This window comes from Priestia sp. YIM B13486, assembly GCF_042787865.1.
GTDB lineage: Bacteria > Bacillota > Bacilli > Bacillales > Bacillaceae_H > Priestia > Priestia megaterium.
This window is the reverse complement of sequence record NZ_JBHZOZ010000002.1, coordinates 447,400-464,330: the sequence shown is the minus strand read 5'-3', so window position 1 is coordinate 464,330 and position 16,931 is coordinate 447,400. Positions and strand designations below refer to the sequence as shown.

17 protein-coding genes and 1 riboswitch are annotated in these 16,931 nt (G+C 37.3%); of the genes, 3 read left to right on the top strand and 14 right to left on the bottom strand.

Annotated elements, in window-relative coordinates; all coding sequences use genetic code 11:
* Positions 1-21 precede the first annotated feature (21 nt).
* Together ACFX4G_RS06525 and ACFX4G_RS06520 are read right to left on the bottom strand one after the other, a co-directional pair.
* On the bottom strand, positions 22-270 hold the full coding sequence (locus ACFX4G_RS06525) for a transcriptional regulator SplA domain-containing protein (protein ID WP_016764006.1): 249 nt from the start codon (positions 268-270) through the stop codon (positions 22-24).
* An 85-nt stretch (positions 271-355) separates the two neighbouring features.
* Positions 356-1,315 carry a LacI family DNA-binding transcriptional regulator gene (locus ACFX4G_RS06520; protein WP_043982330.1) on the bottom strand — a complete coding sequence of 320 codons (960 nt, stop codon included), beginning with the start codon at positions 1,313-1,315 and terminating at the stop codon, positions 356-358.
* A 124-nt stretch (positions 1,316-1,439) separates the two neighbouring features.
* Between ACFX4G_RS06520 and ACFX4G_RS06515 the strand changes: the two genes are divergently transcribed.
* Positions 1,440-1,568 (top strand): hypothetical protein, encoded by a 129-nt coding sequence (locus tag ACFX4G_RS06515; protein WP_013083044.1) that lies wholly within the window; start codon positions 1,440-1,442, stop codon positions 1,566-1,568.
* 39 nt (positions 1,569-1,607) lie between these two features.
* Here ACFX4G_RS06515 and ACFX4G_RS06510 read toward each other — a convergent pair whose 3' ends face one another.
* The 3 genes from ACFX4G_RS06510 to ACFX4G_RS06500 form a co-directional block, all read right to left on the bottom strand.
* Positions 1,608-2,918 (bottom strand): Na+/H+ antiporter NhaC family protein, encoded by a 1,311-nt coding sequence (locus ACFX4G_RS06510; protein ID WP_043982329.1) that lies wholly within the window; start codon positions 2,916-2,918, stop codon positions 1,608-1,610.
* A gap of 85 nt (positions 2,919-3,003) precedes the next feature.
* Positions 3,004-3,110: riboswitch (SAM riboswitch) on the bottom strand.
* Positions 3,111-3,211: 101 nt separating this feature from the next.
* A complete protein-coding gene (locus ACFX4G_RS06505; protein ID WP_043982328.1) occupies positions 3,212-3,979 on the bottom strand; it encodes an ABC transporter permease in 768 nt (255 codons plus the stop codon).
* On the bottom strand, positions 3,972-4,883 hold the full coding sequence (locus ACFX4G_RS06500) for an ABC transporter ATP-binding protein (protein WP_162214184.1): 912 nt from the start codon (positions 4,881-4,883) through the stop codon (positions 3,972-3,974). The genes ACFX4G_RS06505 and ACFX4G_RS06500 overlap by 8 nt, the downstream gene beginning before the upstream one ends.
* Positions 4,884-5,053: 170 nt before the next feature.
* Here ACFX4G_RS06500 and ACFX4G_RS06495 point away from each other — a divergent pair, with 170 nt between their 5' ends.
* A complete protein-coding gene (locus ACFX4G_RS06495; protein WP_025752263.1) occupies positions 5,054-5,494 on the top strand; it encodes a YtoQ family protein in 441 nt (146 codons plus the stop codon).
* Positions 5,495-5,654: 160 nt separating this feature from the next.
* Here the strand turns inward: ACFX4G_RS06495 and ACFX4G_RS06490 are convergent, their stop codons facing one another.
* Genes ACFX4G_RS06490 through ACFX4G_RS06480 form a run of 3 tightly spaced genes read right to left on the bottom strand, consistent with a single transcriptional unit; the run spans position 5,655 to position 9,561 of the window.
* Positions 5,655-6,866 (bottom strand): Ger(x)C family spore germination protein, encoded by a 1,212-nt coding sequence (locus ACFX4G_RS06490; RefSeq protein WP_097823500.1) that lies wholly within the window; start codon positions 6,864-6,866, stop codon positions 5,655-5,657.
* Positions 6,850-7,977, bottom strand: coding sequence for a spore germination protein (locus ACFX4G_RS06485; RefSeq protein WP_097823501.1), 1,128 nt, complete (start codon positions 7,975-7,977; stop codon positions 6,850-6,852). The genes ACFX4G_RS06490 and ACFX4G_RS06485 overlap by 17 nt, the downstream gene beginning before the upstream one ends.
* A 6-nt stretch (positions 7,978-7,983) precedes the next feature.
* Positions 7,984-9,561, bottom strand: a complete 1,578-nt coding sequence (locus ACFX4G_RS06480) for a spore germination protein (RefSeq protein ID WP_377573424.1) — start codon at positions 9,559-9,561, stop codon at positions 7,984-7,986.
* 505 nt (positions 9,562-10,066) lie between these two features.
* Between ACFX4G_RS06480 and ACFX4G_RS06475 the strand changes: the two genes are divergently transcribed.
* Positions 10,067-11,686: an ABC-F family ATP-binding cassette domain-containing protein gene (locus ACFX4G_RS06475; RefSeq protein ID WP_028413463.1), complete on the top strand. Its 1,620-nt coding sequence runs from the start codon at positions 10,067-10,069 to the stop codon at positions 11,684-11,686.
* Positions 11,687-11,721: 35 nt separating this feature from the next.
* On the opposite strand, the gene ACFX4G_RS06470 is transcribed toward ACFX4G_RS06475, so the two are convergent.
* From ACFX4G_RS06470 to ACFX4G_RS06445, 6 genes are all read right to left on the bottom strand, one after another.
* Positions 11,722-12,606 carry a DMT family transporter gene (locus ACFX4G_RS06470; RefSeq protein ID WP_377573419.1) on the bottom strand — a complete coding sequence of 295 codons (885 nt, stop codon included), beginning with the start codon at positions 12,604-12,606 and terminating at the stop codon, positions 11,722-11,724.
* 64 nt (positions 12,607-12,670) lie between these two features.
* On the bottom strand, positions 12,671-13,387 hold the full coding sequence (locus ACFX4G_RS06465; RefSeq protein ID WP_377573415.1) for a helix-turn-helix transcriptional regulator: 717 nt from the start codon (positions 13,385-13,387) through the stop codon (positions 12,671-12,673).
* Between the two features lie 28 nt (positions 13,388-13,415).
* Positions 13,416-14,048, bottom strand: a complete 633-nt coding sequence (locus ACFX4G_RS06460) for an alpha/beta family hydrolase (RefSeq protein WP_097823505.1) — start codon at positions 14,046-14,048, stop codon at positions 13,416-13,418.
* 855 nt (positions 14,049-14,903) lie between these two features.
* Positions 14,904-15,290, bottom strand: a complete 387-nt coding sequence (locus tag ACFX4G_RS06455) for a hypothetical protein (RefSeq protein ID WP_097823506.1) — start codon at positions 15,288-15,290, stop codon at positions 14,904-14,906.
* A 5-nt stretch (positions 15,291-15,295) separates the two neighbouring features.
* Positions 15,296-15,538, bottom strand: coding sequence for a hypothetical protein (locus ACFX4G_RS06450; RefSeq protein WP_097823507.1), 243 nt, complete (start codon positions 15,536-15,538; stop codon positions 15,296-15,298).
* A gap of 1,162 nt (positions 15,539-16,700) precedes the next feature.
* The gene (locus ACFX4G_RS06445) at positions 16,701-16,907 is read right to left on the bottom strand and encodes a hypothetical protein (protein ID WP_377573410.1); all 207 of its coding nucleotides are present in this window, start codon (positions 16,905-16,907) and stop codon (positions 16,701-16,703) included.
* Positions 16,908-16,931: the final 24 nt, after the last annotated feature.

The following is a 16,931-nucleotide window of genomic DNA, read 5'->3' as shown; positions in this document are numbered from 1 at the left end:
CTCCGTTAAGAGAGCCTTGCATCAGTCATATTGTTCATAATCAAATATCTTATTATACATTTTTTCAGCTTCTTCATACGTTGAATATACGGCATCATCTTCAGCTAACAAATGGTAAGACTCATGTAAAAACAGCGCCTTTTCACCTTTGTTTTCGGGATGTTCAACAATTTCAGCCTGATTAATATTCGCAACGTTTGCCGTATGAGGATTTCGGTAAATAACAAATACTTGATCTCCCACTTGATATTCTTTTTTCTCCACGATCATCATCCTTTTCTTCTTTCTTTACTCGTATGATGTCCGCTTTTGCTCATTTTATCCGGTAAAAACACCTCATGGCATCATCAAGAATTCATACGCTTTTACGCTCAATAAACCGAAAAGGGAGCTCAATTTTCTGAAGAACCTTGCTTCCCACTAATGTAAAAAGCGTTTCTCCCATTTCCTTAAGAGGAAGTTCGATCGTTGTTATTTGTAAATAAGAAGAAAGCGGATGATTATCAAAACCAATGATAGCTAATTCACCAGGAACTGAAATACCCGCTTGTTCGCACTGAGCTTTTATTCCGATAGCTACTTGATCGTTTGTTACTAAAAGCGCCTGAGGCCGATTTTTCATCTGCACTAGTTTTTCCACCACTTTTTCACCATCTGTCACGTTCAAACAGCCTTGAAAAACCCATTCCGGATGATAAGGCTGATTTATTCTTTCTACATATTCTTTGTATGCTTGTTGCCGCTGTTGACTATTCGTACCCGTCATCCTTCCAATACAGTAGCCAATATCCGTATATCCTTTTTCTTTTAAATACATAAGCGCCTGCTTAAAAGCTGCATAATGATCAACGTAAACGGAGCGAATAGAACGATTCTGTACGTTTTCGCACACGGCTATCGGCCCGTACTGCTGATAATATTCAATCGTGCTCCAGCTGCTTGCTCTAGAACAAATAATCACTCCATCAACTTGCTTTGTTTTTAGCATATGAAGCGCTTCTTCTTCTTTTTTTACATCATAGTTCGTCTGACAAATAACAAGCTGATACTGCTTTTCTAACGCCTGAGATGCCACTCCTTCTAAAAGCAGACTAAAATACGGATGATTAATAAAAGGCAAGACGACGGCAATCATATTTGTTTTCCCTTTTGATAAGTGAACGGCATTAATGTTTTGTTCATAATTAAGTTCGTGAATAACCTGCTCTACCAGCCGGCGTTTTTCTTCTTTTACATACGGATGATGATTTAGCACCCGGGATACAGTCGAAACAGATACACCAGCTTTTTTTGCGATATCTCGGATATTTGTCATGTTTTCACCTTTTTCTCTTGCGCTGAAACGCGTTTCATACTTTATTCTCATTATAAAGTGAAACAGCAAGAAGCTAAACCCGTTACCATCGTGTTTTTACTCATTTACGTAAGGAGGTCATTTCATGGGTATTTTATTATTCATTTTATTATGCGGAATTGAAATTGGAGGAGCGGCTTATGCACTTAAACAGAACGAGACGCTTTGGAAGGAGTTAGATGATGAAAAGCCGACTGATTTTTTTAAACAGTAAAAAACCCTTAAAAAGAACATTCTTTTTAAGGGTTTGATATTACGCAGCTTCTTTAGATGACTTTGACTTTTTATTTAAACGAGGAAATCCAATTACAATTGCAATGATCCCGCAAACCGCTGTTAACATTGGGTAGAATGTAAATGGAATAATCTCAATCGGTGAAACTTTAGCAAATCCTGCTGCGAGAAGCATTTGTGCGCCGTAAGGGATAAGCCCTTGAACGCTGCATGAAAACAAGTCAAGCAGACTGGCTGATTTACGATTATCAATTGAATACTTATCAGAGATTTCTTTTGCTAACGGACCTGCCGTAATAATTGAAATCGTGTTATTAGCCGTTGCTAAATTTGTTAAACTTACCAGTCCAGCGATGCTGAATTCTCCGCCTTTTTTTGTTTGAATGCGTCGTGTTAATAAATTCAATAAGAACTGAATACCGCCATTATAGCGAATAAGCTCAACCATTCCGCCGATTAGCAGAGATAAAATAATTAACTCTGACATTCCGCCAATACCTTCTGTCACAGTTTTAGCAAGAGAAGAAAGCGTGTAGCTTCCGTCAGCTAATCCAATCACGCCGGCTAGCACAATTCCTCCGGTTAAAATGCTTAATACGTTTGCACCAAATATGGCAGCAACGAGTACGCCGACATAAGGCAAGATTTTAAACCAGCTAAAATCTTTAATTTCTACTGATGATGTATTGCCTAGCGTCATTACAAGCAATAAAATTACCGTAACAATCGCTGCAGGAAGGACAATAAAAAAGTTTACTTTTAATTTATCTGACATATTTGTTTTTTGCGTACGAACTGCTGCAATGGTTGTATCAGAAATTATCGATAAATTATCTCCAAACATTGCACCACCAATAACGGCAGCAATGGCCAATGTAATGGATACATGCGCTTGCTCACTGATTCCTACAGCAATAGGCCCTAGCGCAGCGATTGTTCCCATTGATGTTCCCATCGAAATGGAAATGAATGCGCCAATAACAAAGATTCCGACTACCACTAAGCTTTGCGGAAGCACAGAAAGCGCTAAGTTTACCGTTGAATCAACAGCTCCCATGCCTTTAGCAACTTGAGAAAAAGCACCTGCTAAAATAAAAATAAGCACCATAATAATGATATCAGGATGCCCTGCTCCTTTAGCAAAACGCTCCACTTTTACATTAAGTGAATCTTTGCGGTTCATAGCCAGCGCCACGATGGCTGCAATGATAATGGCTACTAATACAGGCAGCTTATAAAAATCTCCCGTTATAATTCCTGATCCGACAAACAGGACTAAAAAGACGCCCAGCGGTAACAGCGCCCAGCCGTTTCCTTTTTGTTGTTCCATTCTTAACACCTCTTGTTTACGTAATAAAAAAAGACCTCTTCTTATTGATAAGAAGAGGTCTCTTATTTGTATCATAAGATTACCCTTCTCATCTTCCAAACGAAACATCGTCTGCTGGATTTGGCACCGCACTGCGTACAGCCAGTTGCCGAGACATCATAGGGCCAGTCCCTCCGTCTCTCTTGATAAGAAGTTTATAGTTGTTTTAAAAATAGTCTTTCACTACTGTAATCTCTTTTTATTTAATTGTCAAATGCTATTTTAGAAAAATATATAGTGCGAAAATTCTCACATCAATTAGCTACGTCTCGTTTTAAAAACGCTGCCCATGCCACGCCCATAAAGAAGACAAAATGCGCAACTAAGATGAAAATGGAAAATGGAATCGTCATGCCGTCAAACATCGTCTTCATTCCGTCCATATACTGCACAAAGTTTGTGTTGGCGAACAGTAAAAATTTTCCCCACCATAAACCAAACTGTGATACTAGTCCTGTTACTGCTTTTGCCCCGATACTTACGACAATAGCCAGACTGGAAGCAAGCGCGCTGTTTCTGAATAAAGACGACAGCATGAATGCAAATGTCATCATCATAAACGTTTCCATATACGCGCTGTCATACGTAAGCGTAATGTTTTTAAGCAGCTGCGCATCTCCTTCTAGACTGGTAAAGCCAAAGAACAATGCTCCCCATACAAACGAAAAAAGCAAATAGCTCAGTAAATAATACAAGCTAATTAAAATGAGGGTTATGTACTTGGATGCTAAAATCGTTGAACGTCTAGCAGGGCGAATTAAAAGAAGCTTAATGGTACCTGCTTCAAACTCTTTTGCAACCATTGACCCTCCAACAGCAAGCGCGAAAAATTGAACGAGAATCAGCATACCTGAACTAAATGACAGGAAGTTCAAAATGTTGTCTTCTGTTCCTGCACTGTTTGCTACTTTCTTCATTAAAAGAGCCATACAAAGAGTTAAAATACCGATTGTAATAAACGTGACTTTTGTACTTCTTTTATGAAACCATTTCATATGTTCATTTTGAATTAACTTAAGCATGGTGCTCTCCTTCCGTAACGGACATAAACGAATCTTCAAGCGTCTCATACACAGGAGTGATTCGGTAGACTAAAATATCGCTGTCCACTAATTTTTTATTCACAGCTGGAATTTGTTCTTTTACAATCGCCACGTCGATACTATGTGATCTCATCGTTACTTCAAATTCTTGTGATAAAAGATCCGCTGCTTTTTGCGCATCAGACACTTCAAATTCTACGTACGTTCCTTGATCTTGACGATTTGGAGATAGATCTTGAATGGCTTTTAACTCACCGTCTTGAATAATGCCAACGCGGTCACATAGTGCTTCTACTTCTTTTAATAAGTGGCTCGCGATTAAGATCGAAATTCCTTCTTCCCTGCAGAGGGTTTGTAAATATGTACGAAATTCTCTCATTCCCGCTGGGTCTAGACCGTTTGTTGGTTCGTCTAGTAAAAGCAATGCAGGCTTATGTAAAATAGCTTGAGCTACTCCTAAACGCTGTCTCATCCCAAGAGAATACGTCTTCACTTTTGCATGAATGCTGTTTTCAAGCTTTACTAAAGCAATCACTTCATCCAAGCGTTCTGATGTGATCCCTTCATGCATATTCGCAAAGTGTTTTAAATTTTGATAGCCCGTCAGATAATCATAAAACTCAGGGTTTTCAATAATCGCTCCAATTGATTTCATAGCTGATGTAAACTGTTCTTTTAAAGGAAATCCATTGACGATAATTGTTCCCTCTGTTTCTTTGATGAGTCCTACGACGGTACGAATTAACGTTGTTTTTCCAGAGCCGTTCGGACCAAGCAATCCGAAAATCTCACCGCGCTCAACCGATAAGGATACATCATGCAAAATGGTTTTCTTCCCAATTACTTTACTGACATGATCTACTTGTAGCACTGTTTCTGTCATCATGTACATCCTTTCTTTAATTAGCAATACGCTTTCTATTGTTTCTCTTTTTTAACTATTTGTCTACTATAACCTTATTTTTGGAAAAGTAGCCCATTCAAATCATTCGTATTATCCGCTTACATTTGATAAAATAAAACAAACTTTAGTTAGAGGAGGACTTCTACATAATGAATTTAACCGTATACCTTGCCGGGCAAATTCACGATAACTGGCGAGACGAAATTAAAAACCAAGCAGAACAATTAAACCTTCCCCTTACCTTTGTCGGTCCCATGACAGACCATGACCGCTCCGACAACATTGGAGAAGAAATTTTAGGAAAACAGCCTAACGCTGTCTTAAAAGATGAAGCTGCTTCTCAAATTAATAATTTACGCACGCAGGTACTCCTTAAAAAATCTGATGTGGTTATTGCTTTATTTGGCGAAAAATACAAGCAGTGGAACAGCGCAATGGATGCGGCGACAGCCATTGCATTAGATAAACCGCTAATTTTGGTTCGCCCTGAAAAACTGCACCATCCGCTTAAAGAACTGTCAAACAAAGCCCAGGTTGTAGTCGAAACGCCAGAACAGGCTCTTCAAGCATTAGCTTATATTTTTGAATAACAACAAATAAGAGCTGTCGAAAATCGGCAGCTCTTATTTGTTGTTTATTGAAGGCTCCGTACGAAGCATGTGATGAGTATTTCATGGGAAGTTCTGAGATTATTATTCTTGTGGGAGTTTCATTTTTGACATAAAGATCAGCAATGTTACAGTCGGGTGCTTACTTTTTTGACGCGGATGCTCCATAATCTTTAATCGTTAACTTCACATCATAGTTAATTGGCACTTCACTAAATGTTTGATCCCAATTTTCTTTGACCCTCATCCATGTTCTAGGCTGCTTAATTCTCAATTGATTTCCGAAACCTGCAACATCAACTTTATATTTTGTTTGCATTTTTTCTAGTACGTTTCTTACCAGGTGCTTTACTTTCTTTTCTGAGGTTTTTTGCGCATTCTGTAAAAATTGATTATTAAAAGAGCTCCCTGAAGTCATCCAACTTTCAGATAGCCTTCCCACTGATTCAATGTGTACATCAAAAGAGATATCATTTCCTTTAACATGGGGTTGAATATGACTTTTCATAGACTCTATTTCATATACAATCAGCTGACCAGTCTTTTTATCAAAGCTTTTCACTAGCCCGCCTTTCCCTTTGCCTGTGATCCAAGCCAAACCATCTAGTTCTTCTTCATTCAAAAAACCAATCATTTTGCTTGTTTCCCCTTTAATTATACCAGCACCCGCAAATTTGATTTCTCCATTTGCTGATAATACATTTTGCATCAGAAAACTAGACCCAGTTTGAATCTTGCTTGCTAATTTAATAAGCGGCATGGGCGGTAAAATTCGCGTTGTTCGATACGTATTGTCTATCATTCCATACAAGTGGAAAGCTGGGATCTCTCCTGCTGTTTTTGATTCTAACGTGTCGCTAGCTCTTCCTTTACTAATAAACACAAGGCAACTAGGTCTAAAATCATTGTCCCGAAGAGTTTGGTCCACTAATTGCTCTAAACTATACGCTCGTGCAAGGGCCTCACTGATAACCATTACTTTCATATGAGGACTAGTTAAAGGAGTGTCACTTCTTAAAGATAATTCACGAAGCATTTGAAAAGGAGAATCTCCTGTTTCCGAAATATTTACGTAAGATTTCTGCTGCGGTCCTCCTTGTTTAGTGGTTGAACTTGCGACTTGAGGAGTGATAAGTTGATAAGTTGACGTAATCAGGTTCTTTTTAGTATACCCTTCTCCTTGTTCATCAAATTCTTTTTCAGCTATGGACTCCTTACCTTTATCATAGGCCACACCCACTCCAAAACTTTGCTCTTCAATTTCATGACTGCTCCAGCAGCCTGCCAGAGGAAAGAGCAAAAAAACAGAAAACAAAACCAATAGGAACTGGAAATGGTTAAAGGTTTGTTTCATATTTTACTCCCTTTACTTTTGAAATAATGAGAAGAAGCAGCGGCAAAAACCCAAATAAAACTAAGGCGATATTGCCAATCACATCTCCCAATTTAAATACATCATTAATATTTTTAGGAATCATGGAAATAAGATATATAACCGGAAGCAAACCATACATAAATGGATGAATGTTTTTTTGGAAAAGCTGAGACAGTCCTAATGAAGCGGCATAATGGTTAATAGTAAAAGAAGCAAACATCTGCATGATCCATACAACTAGCAGCAAGGAATCAAATCGTTCAAAAATCAAGCCTGTCAGCTCAAAACTCCTTATTAAATCAAGCGTGGGCCATGTTCTTATTACTACTCCATCAATCGATAACGCTCCGATAACCATTACAACAGTAATCACATAAATAAATATAGGAATGGTAATTCCAACTAGCACAGCTTTTCCTGCTTTGTGTGGTTCTTTCATAAAAGCTAAAATGATTAACATGATTTCAGGACCCGTGAATGCAAGAGCAGTTGTTTTTACCCCTTTTAGTACAGGAAGGACTCCTGATCCAAGTACGGGGCGCAGATTATCTATTTCAAATATTTTTATACTCATAAAAGCTACCAGTAAAAAAAGAATAACGGTAATAGGGAATATAATTTCAAACAGTCGAGCGATCGGATTAATGCCCCCTCTAATTAAATAGAGGCTTATCCACATAAATGGCATAATAATAGCCCACGTCGGCGTTCCTTCTAGCAAGAGATATCCGGTTACTTCTGCCAATGAACGGGCGTGAAAACCACCAAGCAGTAAAAAATAACCTATCATAAGTAAGCTAATTAACTTACTTAACCATTTCCCTGTAATTTCTTTACTGTATTGATAAAACGTCTTTCCAGGGAATTTCCGGCTTAATTTCACCATGATTATCGCTGCTATCATGGTGACTATTCCTCCTAGAATAACAGTTAGCCACACATCTGGTGTTTTCACTTGTTCCGCAGCTGTTCGAGGCAACGTCAGAATACCGGTTCCAAGTATGAAATTGATGACAATAATAGCTGTTTGGGGCGTCGTAATACGATCGTTTGAATTTATCATTACCACTGATTCACTTCCTTTTATCATAAGCTGCTATCCTTTTCGTAGAGAATCTTTGGTATGCATCATCTTTGGACGTCTTTTCATCATCATAAGAGGCATACGGACCATCAAGTCTTTCCATTCACTTAAACGATAGGGTACCGCTGGACTCATGTAAGATACGCCAAAACTTTTTAGTTTCACCAAATGACTGGTCATAAAAAGGAAAAATAAAACGACTCCATATAATCCAAGTATGGCAGCACATAGCATAGCTATGAAGCGAAGAATACGCAGTGAAATCCCGACGCTATATTGCGGAATAGCAAATGATGAAATCGCAGTTAACGCCACAATAATCACTAAAATAGGGCTAACAATCCCTGCCTGCACAGCAGCTTCTCCAATAATTAATCCACCGACAATTCCCATTGCTGGACCAATTGGTTTTGGTAACCTGAGTCCAGCTTCTCTCAAGATTTCGATAGCTATTTCCATAAATAAGGCTTCTATAAGGGCTGGAAATGGTACTCCAGACTTTGTTCCTATAATGGAAATAGCGAGCTTAGTCGGAATCATCCCTGGGTGAAACGAAATAAAAGCAATATACAAAGCCGGTGTAAAAAGCGAAAGAACTACTGCGATATAACGAAGAAAACGAATAAATGTACCGGGAATCCACCTTTCGTAATAATCTTCCGGCGACTGTAACATCATGCTAAACGTAACGGGAGCAATCAAAGCAAAAGGCGTCCCGTCTAATAAAATGCCTACTCTCCCTTCCATTAAAGCAGCAATTACACGATCAGGACGCTCCGTATTCTGCACCTGAGGAAATAGACTAAGGTAATTATCTTCAATGAGTTGTTCAACATATCCTGACTCCGGTACATTATCAAGATCAATTTTTTTAATTCGTTTTTCTACTTCTTCAACTAGCTCTGGATCAACAATCTCCTTTATGTAAGCAACAACTAAGTCTTTTTTGGAACGCTTTCCTACTTGAAATTTCACTAGCGACAAATTTTCAATGTCTCCGCTTCCTCTTAATAAAGAAGTATTATCACTTAAAGATTCAGTGAAGCCTACTCTTGGCCCTCTCACTAATGCTTCTGATACGGGCTCTTCAATCGTCCTTGTTTTTACTTTGCTTGTACCAAGAATTAAAGCAGGTGATATTTCGTCAATTAAAAGAGCCGTAGATCCTGTTAAGACTTTTGATGTTACTTCTTTAATGGAATGAACCTCTTCTACATCACCGATTGATAATACTTGGCTTTTAATAAACTGTTTTGAAAGGTTTTCCTTTACGTAAAGCTGATCCTGTTGGTATTCTTTTGAAAAATCAGCCATCAATGATGATAAAATATGTTTTTCAATAAGATCTTTATCTGATAGCCCCTCTACAAAAATAATAGCTGCCTGAATACCGGTGCGTCCTATAATAAACTCCCGAAAATGAACGTCGGAATTATGACCAATTTCTTTTTTAACTGCTTCTAGAGTTAAAGCTAAATGCTCAGTAACATGATTAGGTGAATTTTGAGGTGTAAATTCCTGTTTGTTTTCCTTTTCATTCGCATGGTTTCCTATTTTTTTTATTGTTGATCTCCATTTTTTCACTTTCATCACTCTTCCTCTGAATTACGAATCCCGCTTAATAATTTGTAGATTATATACGGGATGAAAAAAACCAGAACTGCTTGTATAAAAACTGGCCCTTCTGGAAGATAGGAAACAATTAATTTCCACATGATCATCACCCTATTTATGTCTATAACAAAGCAATTCTAGAAATAAGCATCTGTAAAATATCAGTGTTTACTTCGTAGAAATTCTTTTATTTACCAGGTAGTATTATTCTTCTTTTTGTTTCTTATACAAAGGAATACAATATCCATCTTAAAAATGAAAAAGAGCTTACTACTGAAGGCTTAGACATACTGGTTTGCCGCTCAATGTTTTGGTGAATGCTAGAATAATCAAGTTTTACCGCTCAAAAAATCGCTTAAATGGTTGACGAGTGCTTAAAGTGTCGGTTACACTTTATGTTTGAAATATTGTATTCATATCGCTCTTATCTCAAAAGAATGGTATAATTTTATAGATATTGAATTTGGAGGACTGCTCATACATGATTACAGTTAGTAATGTAAGTTTACGATTTGGCGACCGAAAGTTATTTGAAGATGTGAATATTAAATTCACGCCTGGTAACTGTTATGGATTAATCGGCGCAAACGGTGCTGGAAAATCAACGTTTTTAAAAATTTTATCTGGTGAAATTGAATCTCAAACTGGTGATGTACATATGGGCCCTGGCGAACGCCTTGCTGTCTTAAAACAGAACCACTTCGAATATGAAGATCAAGAAGTTATGAAAACCGTTATTATGGGGCACGCTCGCCTTTATGAAGTAATGCAAGAAAAAGATGCTATTTATATGAAAGCAGACTTCACAGATGAAGACGGAATGAAAGCAGCTGAGCTTGAAGGTGAATTTGCTGAATTAAACGGTTGGGAAGCAGAATCAGAAGCAGCTATTCTTTTAAAAGGATTAGGTATTTCTGAAGATCTTCACGCCAAAAAAATGGCTGAACTAACGGGTAGTGAGAAAGTAAAAGTGCTTCTTGCACAGGCTTTATTCGGAAAACCTGATGTATTACTTTTAGATGAGCCTACGAATAACTTGGATATTCAAGCAATTCAATGGTTAGAAGAGTTCTTAATTAACTTTGAAAACACAGTCATTGTTGTATCTCATGACCGTCACTTCTTAAACAAAGTATGTACGCACATTGCTGACCTTGACTTCAGTAAAATCCAAGTCTACGTTGGTAACTATGATTTCTGGTATGAATCAAGTCAATTAGCACAAAAAATGGCATCAGATGCGAACAAGAAAAAAGAAGAAAAAATTAAAGAGCTTCAAGCCTTTATCGCTCGCTTTAGCGCAAATGCATCGAAATCAAAACAAGCAACGTCTCGTAAAAAATTGCTTGATAAAATTTCATTAGATGACATCCGTCCTTCTTCTCGTCGTTACCCATACGTGAACTTCACGCCGGAACGTGAGATTGGAAATGACGTACTTCGCGTTGAAGGTTTAACAAAAACAATTGACGGCGTAAAAGTGCTTGATAACGTAAGCTTTATTATGAATAAAGATGACAAGATTGCTCTTGTAGGCCGCAACGAACTTGCAAATTCAACATTAATGAAGATTTTAATGGGTGAAATGGAAGCAGACAGCGGTACGTACAAATGGGGTGTGACAACGTCTCAAGCCTTTTTCCCAAAAGACAACTCCGAATACTTTGAAAACGGAGATTTAAACTTAGTAGACTGGCTGCGTCAGTATTCACCTAATGATCAAAGCGAAAGCTTCTTACGCGGTTTCTTAGGTAGAATGCTATTCTCTGGTGAAGAAGTACTAAAAAAAGCAAACGTTCTTTCCGGAGGAGAAAAAGTTCGCTGTATGCTTTCTAAAATGATGCTAAGCGGTTCAAACGTTCTTTTACTAGACGATCCTACGAATCACCTTGACTTAGAATCAATCACAGCACTAAACAATGGACTTATCAGCTACAAAGGTTCAATGATTTTCACATCTCATGACCATCAGTTCGTTGAAACGATTGCGAATCGTGTAATTGAAATTACGCCAAACGGAGTAATTGACAAGCAAATGACGTACGATGAGTATTTAGAAGACAGCAACCTGCAAAAACAAGTAGCAGGCATGTACGCTTAATAAAAAACCCCCTTTCTTTAAAGAAAGGGGGTTTTTTATATATGGACCTCTTGATTTAACGATGACTTCGGAGAATACGTTAAAAAAGCTAGGCTAACAAATACTAGTGCTGCTCCGCATATGTTTACCAAAGTTAGAGATTCTCCTAAAAAAAAGACGCCAAGTAAAAAAGCGGTAACAGGCTCTGCTAGCGATAACGTCACGGCGGTAGACGCTTGCACCGACTTAAGCGCTGTAGAAAATAATACATAAGCAAGCGCCGTCGTAAGTATTCCTAAGTGAAGAGCAATGCCTATTCCATGTAAAGAAACTAGCCAGCTCATATCATATATAAACCAGCATGGAATCAGTAAAACAGCGGCGGCTGTAAACACAAGCGAAGCCCCTACTTGCGGATCAACATGCTGAACAATTTTTTTATTAACAGTCGTGTAGCAAGCAAAAGACGCCCCTGCTCCTATCGCCATACCCAAACCTATCACGTCGATTTGAGTATCTTTTTTTAACAACAAGCAGCTGCACCCTATAATACCAGTAACCGTAGCAAGCAACCATTTTTTTGTAGGTTTCTTGCGGTACACTATGTAATCTAATACTCCTGATAAAACAGGCGCACTGCCAATTGCCACCATTGTTCCTACTGCAACACCCGTTTTAATGACAGCGGAAAAAAATAACGGCTGATAAGCGGCCATACTTGCTGCAGCAACCGCAAGAGGCAGAATAGGAAGGCGTCTTACGTCCACTTTCTTTTTTTGAATAAGACAAGCTGCAAGAAGCGACAGTCCCCCTACAGCTAAACGCACCGCTCCAATCGCCACGGAATGCGCTTCAGCAGATGCTAAGGCTTGGGCAGTTCCTGTAGTTCCCCATAACACAGCGGCACATAATATAAGTATTTTTGATAATGAAGTATTCATATTTCCATCTCCTTTCTTTTATCATAGCTAAAAGAAAGAAAAAAGTTTTTCCGCTTTTATGATGTTACTTGTCTGTTTTTAAGATACTTCGATAGTGAGTAGGTGAGACTCCTTCTTGTTTTGCAAACCATTTAGTGAATGAAGACAAGCTGTGATAGCCGACTTCATGCGCAATATACGTTACCGAGTAGCCCGTCTCTTTTAACAGTTCTTTTGCTTTATTTAAACGTATAAGTGCTACATAACTTTGAGGTGAATAACCCGTTTTTTGTTTAAACCAAGCAGAAAAATAGGCAGGATGATAATTTTCCAGCTTAGCAAGACTTTCTATGTTTAGCTCTTGATTAAAGTTAGCATGAAGGTAATCAATGGATTTAAACGTTTGTTTCTTTGGTAAATAATGCTGAACGTAACGGACTAAATCTTCAAGCGCCCCCCTGTCAGTGCTTTTTTGAAGCCCATCAAGTAAAAGGTAGCGAATTGCTTTCCATGTTGAATTCCATTGAATAAAAGCTGCTTGTTGAGAAAGATGCGCACTTTCTGTAAATTTCAAAGGAATATCAACGACCAAGCATTCATTTGTATTTTTAGCTTGATACGTATGCAGCTGACGAGGCGGAATGTAAAAGCATCCTTCTTGCAGCGTTAAGTGCTGCTCGCTTGTTTGAATATCAAGAGCACCTGCTAGCGGAAACAAAAGCTGACTGTAGTTATGATCATGAGTATGAGGTGAATAGCTGTAGGCTCTTTTTTCGCAAATAATTTCACGTAGCGTATCCATTTTGTGCCCCTTTCTCTTTTTTCTTACCTCACAAAATCATTTCTATACGACTCATAACGGTTTGTAACGCCTTTAACGAGTCGGGTGGAGAATAAAAAACATCCAATGAATGATCGGCATTTTCGATGACTTCAATATGCATCTTTTTTGTTTTTAATTGATAAACTGATTTATTGTAATAGTGATCACGAGTTCCTATTACAATAAGACCTTTATGAGTGCTTTCTAGTAAACTTTCAAACAGTTCTGTTCTTGTTAAAAGCGGGGTCAGTAAAAGCATCACTCCATCTTTATAGGCTGCATCTTTCATGATTCGCTGAATCAGCGGAATTGTGCCAATCGATTTTCCTGCAAATATGATATTTTTATAGTCGTTGTGAGATAAAACGTCTTGCAGCACGAGATTAATGTCTTTCATCATAACGTCTGCAATCTCATCTGTAGATTTTGTCATCATCTCTTTTGGATATGTATAGTGAATCTGAACCACGTCAATTTCGTGTTTTAGCATCAGCATCGTTACATAATACAATAACGGCTTTTCGTATGTATAGCCCAGGCCTGAAAACATAAAACAAATGCTACTAGACCCTTCCGTTTTAATATGTGTATAGGTAATCGTGCTTGTTTGGTTGCTTACACTTTTTTTATCTACGTGCATGTCACTCCTCCTTTTTAAATATTCTAACATTTAATTCTGTAAAAAAACTCATCTTTTTCTAAAAAAAACAAGCGGGATTCATAGTATGTCATTAAGCTATTGAAGAGCCGTTGTATTCACTTTCATTAGGTTCTGATTTTCAAAATATATCATTATAAATTAAATTATGTGGGGCAAAAATGGTGCATCTCTTTTTGCCCTCTTCTCTTGTAGTCATTGGGACATATACGGCTTGGAATTATAAAAATCTACGTATTCTCTTTACACAGGCATTTAATAAAATACATGTTTGTTTACTCTTATAAAAGAAAGGCAATATTAATTATAAATAAAAATGGATAATATATATTTCTTTACAACTACTTAAAAGGAAATAACTCTTGACTTTAAAATCTAAATGGTATGTAAGAATATAAGGGATACAAAAATAAACTACCATATTATTAAATTAACTTAGCAATATTTCACATTAAATCAATATAGCTTACATAAAAAAAAGGCTCTATTTTGGCTTTGATAAAAATAATCACCTTCTACACCATAGCGACTAACCGCTTTACCATACTAGCACTATAAACCATAACTAAGCCGATGAGCTTACTACATCAGCATAACCATGAGAGAATACTGATGTCTAATGTACACATCAACAATCTTAAATATTATTTTAATATCATCTAGCTTCTCGTTAATAATATTAGATGCATAGATTGACGTATACTTATGATCCCTCATCTTTAGCATTGCCACCTTTTCTTTTTTATTTATTATTTAACACATATTCAACTTACATATTATAGACATAATAAAAAGCCACCCACTGTGAGTGACCTCAACTTATAAAAATATTCACTTTTATTTCAGCTCTAAAAGTAAATAACTTAGCGCCCTATCTAATGCTTCAGATATAGTTTCAACCTCTTCAATCAAATCTGCACCAGATTTTAAATGATAAGCCAAACCTATATCAAAAATTTTAATTCCTCCAGCAACTTGATAGTTAGATTTTAAAACTTTCCTCAAACTCAATGTAGGTCCTTGAATTTTAAATGAAACTAAACAGTCTGGAAATGAAATTTCATTTTTTTCTTTATTAAAATTGGCTTTAAACTGTTGATTATCATTTAGCTTTACATTTAACATCTCAACGAAAGAATCAATAATATCTTGAACCAGTAACAGTTCGAAATGTTTTCCTGAAATTTTAGAAACATAAGCATTAATCCAATTTTTATCGACCATATCTATTACCACCTTTTGTCTATTCTATTCGACAAAAAGTTATTTATTCTTACCTTATTATTTTTTTCTTCTGTAACCATAAACTGCACCACATTATTTAAATTGATATGCACTAGCTCTTTTTCATTCGAAACAAATTTTTCATGTTTTGTTATATGACTAATGACTTCTTTCTTTGATGTGGCTTCAAATTTTAATTCCTTTGTCCTGCCGTTTATAAATTCAAAAACAACTTTAAATTTAAGCATATGTGTATCACCTCTTCACCTACTAGTTCGACAAAGAATGACAAATCACCTGTTTTTAATAAAAAGGGACACTGATGAATCAGCATCCTTATGCTTATTACTTTAATAGAAACCCCTTAATCTGAAAGGTATGGCAGGTCCTGAAATAGGCGCTTGGCCCCCACTCAAAAACTTTGGCGCTTTAGCTGGCTTACCCAGTGGATAATTCCCCCACCAACTGTCAACTTCCCCACTAGCATTCAGTACATATCCAGTTGGACGTCCAAAAGAAGGCATAAAATAAGGGTAGAAAGCGTATGGGAAAGGAGTGTAGAAATTAGAATAGAACATGTGATCACCTACTTTGTCTTAAAGGTGTTGATACAACTCGTAAACAAGAGCCTTCATTAAGGTATGAAGGCTTTCTTATTAGTGTGTATCATATGCTTGAGTAAAATGACGAAGGGTTATTTAACTAATTATGGTAGAACCTACTTAATTCATCATGTTGGCTCAGTGTTGGTGCCAGTTTCAAGAATAAAAGGCTTGACTCATGACAATGTTTTGTCTGAAGAAAAGTTAAATCGTCTTCTTAAATCAATTGAAACTCACTGATATGTAACAACCGGTTCATCTCATGTTGAGATTAACCTAACATTATTTCCTAGCGGTGAATTTTACGTTGGTGCTGGTGATAATCATAGACCGTATTTAGCAAAAAAGCTCGGTATAACTATTATTAGAGCAGTTGTAGATGTGTGCATTCTACTTAACCTTTTAACAGAAGAACAACTTCAACATTTTGAATCTATAGGTTCTTACGATTTACCTAATAGCCCAGAATTAAAAGATGTAGCATAGGCCCTAGAACTAATGCCTGGCCAACAACTTACTAAACAAACTATAATTCATATTCGATAAGCACCTAATTGGCGCTTATTTTTTATTAGCTAAAATAAAAAATATACTGACGAATATAATTAGAACTCTTTAATTTATATCGTTCAGAAAGTCATAAGTTTTAGACAGAGATCAACCGTTTTTAAAGGTATACTTTTATAGACTATTTTAAGTAGTTAGTGCTCATAAAAGCAACAATATTATCCTTATGATACAAGCGAGCCCCTTGATACAATAAGGGAGTTCGCTTATATTTTTAGTTATTGTGAAACAACTATAACTTTTAGCCCACTCGAGGGAATCCGCCCATACCAGGGAATCCGCCCATGCCTGGGAATCCACTCATGCCAGGTGATCCGCCCATGCCTGGGAATCCGCCCATGCCTGGGAATCCGCCCATGCCTGGGAATCCGCCCATGCCTGGGAATCCGCCCATGCCTGGTGATCCGCCCATACCAGGGAATCCGCCCATGCCTGGTGATCCGCCCATACCAGGGAATCCGCCCATACCAGG

What these genes read in the sequence shown, in the direction of transcription:
- ACFX4G_RS06445 (WP_377573410.1), bottom strand. Translation starts at nt 16,907, where the DNA reads ATGGGCGGATCACCAGGCATGGGCGGATTCCCTGGTATGGGCGGATCA.
- ACFX4G_RS06490 (WP_097823500.1), bottom strand. Translation starts at nt 6,866, where the DNA reads ATGAAACAAACCTTTAACCATTTCCAGTTCCTATTGGTTTTGTTTTCT.
- ACFX4G_RS06450 (WP_097823507.1), bottom strand. Translation starts at nt 15,538, where the DNA reads ATGCTTAAATTTAAAGTTGTTTTTGAATTTATAAACGGCAGGACAAAG.
- ACFX4G_RS06520 (WP_043982330.1), bottom strand. Translation starts at nt 1,315, where the DNA reads ATGACAAATATCCGAGATATCGCAAAAAAAGCTGGTGTATCTGTTTCG.
- ACFX4G_RS06500 (WP_162214184.1), bottom strand. Translation starts at nt 4,883, where the DNA reads ATGACAGAAACAGTGCTACAAGTAGATCATGTCAGTAAAGTAATTGGG.
- ACFX4G_RS06475 (WP_028413463.1), top strand. Translation starts at nt 10,067, where the DNA reads ATGATTACAGTTAGTAATGTAAGTTTACGATTTGGCGACCGAAAGTTA.
- ACFX4G_RS06465 (WP_377573415.1), bottom strand. Translation starts at nt 13,387, where the DNA reads ATGGATACGCTACGTGAAATTATTTGCGAAAAAAGAGCCTACAGCTAT.
- ACFX4G_RS06505 (WP_043982328.1), bottom strand. Translation starts at nt 3,979, where the DNA reads ATGCTTAAGTTAATTCAAAATGAACATATGAAATGGTTTCATAAAAGA.
- ACFX4G_RS06470 (WP_377573419.1), bottom strand. Translation starts at nt 12,606, where the DNA reads ATGAATACTTCATTATCAAAAATACTTATATTATGTGCCGCTGTGTTA.
- ACFX4G_RS06455 (WP_097823506.1), bottom strand. Translation starts at nt 15,290, where the DNA reads ATGGTCGATAAAAATTGGATTAATGCTTATGTTTCTAAAATTTCAGGA.
- ACFX4G_RS06515 (WP_013083044.1), top strand. Translation starts at nt 1,440, where the DNA reads ATGGGTATTTTATTATTCATTTTATTATGCGGAATTGAAATTGGAGGA.
- ACFX4G_RS06480 (WP_377573424.1), bottom strand. Translation starts at nt 9,561, where the DNA reads ATGAAAGTGAAAAAATGGAGATCAACAATAAAAAAAATAGGAAACCAT.
- ACFX4G_RS06485 (WP_097823501.1), bottom strand. Translation starts at nt 7,977, where the DNA reads ATGATAAAAGGAAGTGAATCAGTGGTAATGATAAATTCAAACGATCGT.
- ACFX4G_RS06495 (WP_025752263.1), top strand. Translation starts at nt 5,054, where the DNA reads ATGAATTTAACCGTATACCTTGCCGGGCAAATTCACGATAACTGGCGA.
- ACFX4G_RS06510 (WP_043982329.1), bottom strand. Translation starts at nt 2,918, where the DNA reads ATGGAACAACAAAAAGGAAACGGCTGGGCGCTGTTACCGCTGGGCGTC.
- ACFX4G_RS06525 (WP_016764006.1), bottom strand. Translation starts at nt 270, where the DNA reads ATGATCGTGGAGAAAAAAGAATATCAAGTGGGAGATCAAGTATTTGTT.
- ACFX4G_RS06460 (WP_097823505.1), bottom strand. Translation starts at nt 14,048, where the DNA reads ATGCACGTAGATAAAAAAAGTGTAAGCAACCAAACAAGCACGATTACC.